The sequence below is a fragment of the Neobacillus drentensis genome, from assembly GCF_036965645.1.
GTDB classification, from domain to species: Bacteria; Bacillota; Bacilli; order Bacillales; family Cytobacillaceae; genus Neobacillus; species Neobacillus drentensis_D.
Window position 1 is genome coordinate 57,071 of record NZ_JBALPZ010000028.1, and the last position, 5,288, is coordinate 62,358.

The window sequence follows — 5,288 nt, forward strand, 5'->3', positions numbered from 1 at the left end:
ATATCACTTTCTTCTTTTTAATGAACCGTTTCAGTTTTCGAATGCTGCAGGTGACTTGTTATCCAGCCAATAACGGCAGCAGCTGCTAAATAAATTAATAGAATGGATATTTGCTGTTGCAGCTGCGTCCAATCGCCAAGTGTTATTACATCCTGGAATCCTCGTAACGAGTGAGCCATTGGAAGAACAGCACCTGCCTTACTAAGAACAGGATTACTCAATTCGCCAGGGAATGTACCGCCGCAGGTAGCTAATTGCAGCACTAACAAGGTTACAGCCATAAACTTTCCAGCCACTCCGAAAACTGTTACCAACATGAGAATAAACGTCATAAAGGTGAAGGATACAATAATACTAGATAAAACAAACAATGGAACATTGGCTACATCTACTTTAAAACCAAAAAGTACAACCAAATCAACAAATAATACTTGGACTAATGCGATTGCATACTTAAGTGCAAGTTTGTTAATAAAATGTACCGTTCCGTTAACTTTGATATCTTGCCTGCGTCCAAGCGGCAGAATATTAGCGGCCATAATCCCGCCGACATAAAAGGCTAAAGATAAGAAGTATGGCATTATTCCTGTCCCATAGTTAGGGACATTCGATACTTCTGTTTCCACTAGCTGTACAGGTTCTGAAAACATGGAGGTTAATTGGTCCGTATTATGAACGCTTGCCGTTTTCTTGGCTGCATCATTCAATTTAACAGCAAGTTCATTAGACCCTGCACTTAATTGTCCCAAGCCTTCTACCAACTGATTTGTCCCTTGATCCAGTTTGTTACCGCCGCTGGCAAGGTCACTGATGCCATTGTTTAAAGACGTAAAACCTTGTTTCCATTGCGTAAATCCAATAGAAAATGCTGCCGTGCCATTGGCGAGTTTTGAAGCTCCGCTTGCAGCATCCTTCATTTTTATTCCAAATTGCAGCATCCCGTCTTGGACCTTTGTTTCCCCTTGTACTAAAAGGGTAGTGCCCTGTGCCAATTGGTTTTGCCCATTACTCAATGAATCTGCTGCTATTGATAGGCCATCTGCCTTTGCTGCGATTTGTTGGAAGGCTGTATCATCTTTAAGCTCAGGATGACTTTGTAAAAATTGCTCTATCGAATTCTTTAGGTCAGCTGTCGAGCTTTTCATGTTTGCCTGCCCTTTGGCCAGATTGTCTTGGCCGGCTGCGATCTCTTTTGTACTCTGAGCTAACTTATCTATACCTGATTCGAGAGCTGTGTGACCTTCTGTAAGTTTGGACATCCCATCAGAGAGTTCTGCTGAGCCGCCTTTAATGACGTTTAGTCCATCGGCTAATTTGTCCTGACTGATAGAGAGCTGCTGACTTCCGTCCTTAAGTTGTGCAGCACCATTATTTAAACTGTGGACACCATCTGATAGCTGTACCATGCCGTTTTTGGCATCTGCTGTCCCTTGAGTGATGTTAGCTGCTCCATCACCAGCTTCACGTAATCCGTTTGCTAATTCCTGAAACTTTGAAAATACCCCATCAGCATATGATTTCGTTATGCTGTTTGCGATTTTCGTCTTCATTTTTTCCGTCGCGGTTGTGCTAATTTGCGAAGCAACATAGTTTTTACCCGGATTTGTTTTATACATAAGTTTGGCGGGTTCCGGATGTTCATCCATTAAGGTACTTACTTTTTGTGAGAAGTCCTTAGGAATAGTGATCACCATGTAATAAGTTCCGTTTTTTATTCCCTGATTGGCCTTCTTTTCTGAAATGAAGTGAAAGTTTAAGTCCTTATTTTCCTTTAGGTTTTGAACAAAGTCACGACCAGCGTGAATCGCTTTATTCTCCATCGTGGAGCCCTTATCTAAATTAACGACTGCGACTGGAAGCTGGTCTAACTTTCCATATGGATTCCAATAACCTGCGAGAAAGAAACCAGCATAAATTAATGGCACAATTAAAAGAAAGATTAAGGCAATTCTTCCATGTTTATGATGCCACATCATGTTTAAATCTCGAAATACTAGCTTTAGTCCCTTCATAAATACCCCTTAAATTGTTTATTTTATAACATAACCAATATGATATATGGAATTTTATATATTGTATAATATATAATTCATTATGGAACTATAGCTTTAAATCTATTTGAAATGTGAAGGTATATAAACGATGGAACTTTTACAATTACAATATTTTCAAACCGTTGCAAGACTGGAACATATGACGAGAGCGGCAGAAGAACTGCAAATTGCCCAGCCATCACTTAGTAAAACGATAGCCCGATTAGAAGAAGATCTCGGTGTTCCCTTATTTGACCGTAAGAATCGACAGCTCAAACTAAATCATTATGGAAAGCTGTTTTTAGATCGTGTTAACAGGGTATTTTTAGAAATAAATGAAGGGAAGAGAGAGATAGAGAATTATTTTAACCGCGGTCAAACGCAAATTACCTTAGCAGTAAGCATTCCAAAAGTACTTCCTGATTTATTGAGTTCGTTTTTAAAGGAATTTCCTGATATCAAATTTCAACAGATGCTAGAGTCAACTTCATCTATGAAAAGTCTTCTTGAGAAGGCAGAGATTGACTTTTGTATTTCATCAGTGGAGCTTGTCGGCAATGATATTGTGTGGGAACCGCTTATGACGGAACAAATTTACCTAGTCGTTCCCCCGGAGCATCCATTGGCAAAAAGAAAAAACGTTTACCTAAATGAAGTAAAGGAAGAGCCGTTTATTAGCATGAATACGGGCTTCGGGTTTCGAAATTTAACCGATGAATTTTGTTATGAGGCCGGCTTTGTGCCTAATATTGCTTTTGAAGGAGATGAGCCTGGTGTCATTGGGGATTTGGTCCGGCAAGGACTGGGAGTCGCCTTTATACCGGAAATTTCTTGGCTGGGGAATTCGAATCCATTTCCTAATAAACTAGAAATCATTGAACCAAAATGCCAAAGGACCATTGGGTTAAGCTGGTCAAAAAGACGATATCTGTCTAATCCGGCACAACATTTTCGTCAATATGTGCTTGAGTATTTTTCAAACATTAAACAATAATGAAAATTAAAAGGCCAGCACGATTGCTGGCCTAATTTTGATTTACTTTTTCTTATAAATAAATGAAAGAATGATTAGTAGAATTATCGTTACAATACTTACGGTTGTCCCAATCAGATTATTAGCGTTAAATAGGAAACCAATAAAAATGATGCTTAATGATACTAACGCAAAAATCGTTGTGTACGGGAACCATTTCACGTTAAAAGCTGGTTTATTTTTGTATAGCGGCCTTAATTTTAACTGGGCTGCACAAATGCTCATCCAAATAATCATGACCGTAAAGCCAGGGATCGTCATTAGGTAGCCAATGACTTGGCTTGGTGTCAAATACGCTAAATATACACCAACCAAAATACAAATACTCGTAATCATAAGCCCAATAATCGGTATTCCCTTTGATGAAACCTTTCCTAGAACTTTAGGGGCCACATTACTTTGAGCCATTGAATACAATGTTCTCGAAGTGGCATAAATACCTGAATTGGCTGCGGATAGGACAGCGGTTAAAAGAACAAAGTTCATAATGTGGGCAGCCCCGGGTAATCCTGTACTGCTAAACACCTGAACAAATGGACTGTCTTGACCAGTTACCTTGTTCCAGGGCATCATCCCGCAAATAATGAGAATGGGTAAAACATAAAAAATAATTACGCGCCAGACAGCGCCTTTTATAATTTTTGGCAAGACGCGTTCAGCATCCTTTGTTTCAGTAACAGCAACCCCAATTAATTCAGCGCCTCCATAAGAAAACATGACAACTAAAAAGGCACTAAACGTTCCACTTAGACCGTGCGGAAAAAAGCCGCCGTGCTGGGTGTAGTTTGATAGTGGGTCATGAAGGCTGCTTGGAATTAAACCTAAAAGAAGTAAAAATCCTAGGATAATAAAGGCAATGAGAGCAATAATTTTAATGCCAGCAAACCAAAATTCCATTTCACCGTAATATTTTACTTGGAACAAATTGATGCCAACGATTACAATCGCACATAGAAAGCTGAACAGCCACAATGGGACAGATGGAAACCAAAATTGAAGGAAACTACCCGCCGCTAATAACTCAACAATGGTAACTAAAATCCAATTAATCCAGTATAGCCAACCAACTAGGAAGGAAACTTGGAAACCAAAAGCCTTGTTAACTAAATGCTGTACATTTAAATTCGGATAAGCTAGTGCCAATTCGCCTAATGCTGCCATTATTATGAATAATAATAATCCACCTATTAAATAGGCGACAATCACACTTGGCCCGGCTATATTTAACGTATCGGAACTGCCTTTAAAAATTCCTGTCCCAATCATCCCAGCTAAAGCAATAAACTGAACATGCCGTGGCAGGAGCCCCTTTTGTAAATTCTGCTGCTGATTTTTTTTCATATACGTACCTACTTTTCTTTTTTACTTAGACGCTTTTAAGCATTAAAGCATTTTCTATATTAATATATCATAATTATTATACCTGTCAAATAGTTTAAAAGGTTTGCATGGGGGAATTGAATGGAGGCATGTCCAGCTTCAGTTCGGTCATACCTTTAACACGGGCAGCGCTTCCATTTGTCTCTTATTTAAACAGTAAAAAGCATGCGATTGAATCGCATGCCTTATTATGCGGATTGTTTCATTTTATTTTGCAATTAAGATGACATCTTCACTTTCTTTTGTGTTGTTGTCCATTTTCCGCGGCTTGGGCTAATGACCAAGTCATTATAGGCTAAGACATTTAAATCTCGTTGTATGGTGCGAGGAGTGATACCAAATTCCTCTACAAGTTCTTGGGTCGTAACAGTGCCGTTATTTCTAATAAACATGTAGATACATTTGATGCGGTTTAACATCCGGTTAGTTGAAGGTTTCAAAGAACCACTCCCTATCCTAAATTTCAAACCTATGGCTTAATCCAGCTACCGACAGCCTATTTGAAGAAATCTCTTCAAGAAATATGTAGTTTCTTTTCCGCGCAGACATCTCCTTTAATGGAATGTGACTGAGGATACTTAGATGTCATACATCTAACCTTATTGTACCCATAATTTCAGAAAATTTCTACCAATATAGTAAAGAAAACAAAATATTCTTCGGTAATTTATGGGAATTGGTCGTTTTTATCGCCTCCTATATTATTTTATACTATAGGATATGGGGGAAAGTACTTGGATTATGTTAAAATTGTTTGAATTTTTTGTAAAAAACCACATAATAAAAAAAATCAGCATTTTCAACCTCTAAACATAGTGAAACCTCTGCCTATACAAAAAGAC

The 5,288-nt window shown here is 38.5% G+C and carries 4 protein-coding genes; 1 reads left to right on the forward strand and 3 read right to left on the reverse strand.

The genetic code is table 11. From position 1 onward, the window contains the following. Positions 1–17: 17 nt before the first annotated feature. Complete coding sequence (locus V7266_RS05190) at positions 18–2,012, reverse strand: YhgE/Pip domain-containing protein (RefSeq protein WP_335466365.1); 1,995 nt, start codon at positions 2,010–2,012, stop codon at positions 18–20. Between the two features lie 130 nt (positions 2,013–2,142). Here V7266_RS05190 and V7266_RS05195 point away from each other — a divergent pair, with 130 nt between their 5' ends. Next, positions 2,143–3,027 carry a LysR family transcriptional regulator gene (locus tag V7266_RS05195; RefSeq protein WP_335466367.1) on the forward strand — a complete coding sequence of 295 codons (885 nt, stop codon included), beginning with the start codon at positions 2,143–2,145 and terminating at the stop codon, positions 3,025–3,027. Positions 3,028–3,069: 42 nt separating this feature from the next. Here V7266_RS05195 and V7266_RS05200 read toward each other — a convergent pair whose 3' ends face one another. Both V7266_RS05200 and V7266_RS05205 read right to left on the reverse strand, forming a co-directional pair. Continuing rightward, complete coding sequence (locus V7266_RS05200) at positions 3,070–4,407, reverse strand: amino acid permease (RefSeq protein WP_335466368.1); 1,338 nt, start codon at positions 4,405–4,407, stop codon at positions 3,070–3,072. Positions 4,408–4,664: 257 nt separating this feature from the next. After that, positions 4,665–4,886 carry a DeoR family transcriptional regulator gene (locus V7266_RS05205; protein ID WP_007086548.1) on the reverse strand — a complete coding sequence of 74 codons (222 nt, stop codon included), beginning with the start codon at positions 4,884–4,886 and terminating at the stop codon, positions 4,665–4,667. Positions 4,887–5,288 lie beyond the last annotated feature (402 nt).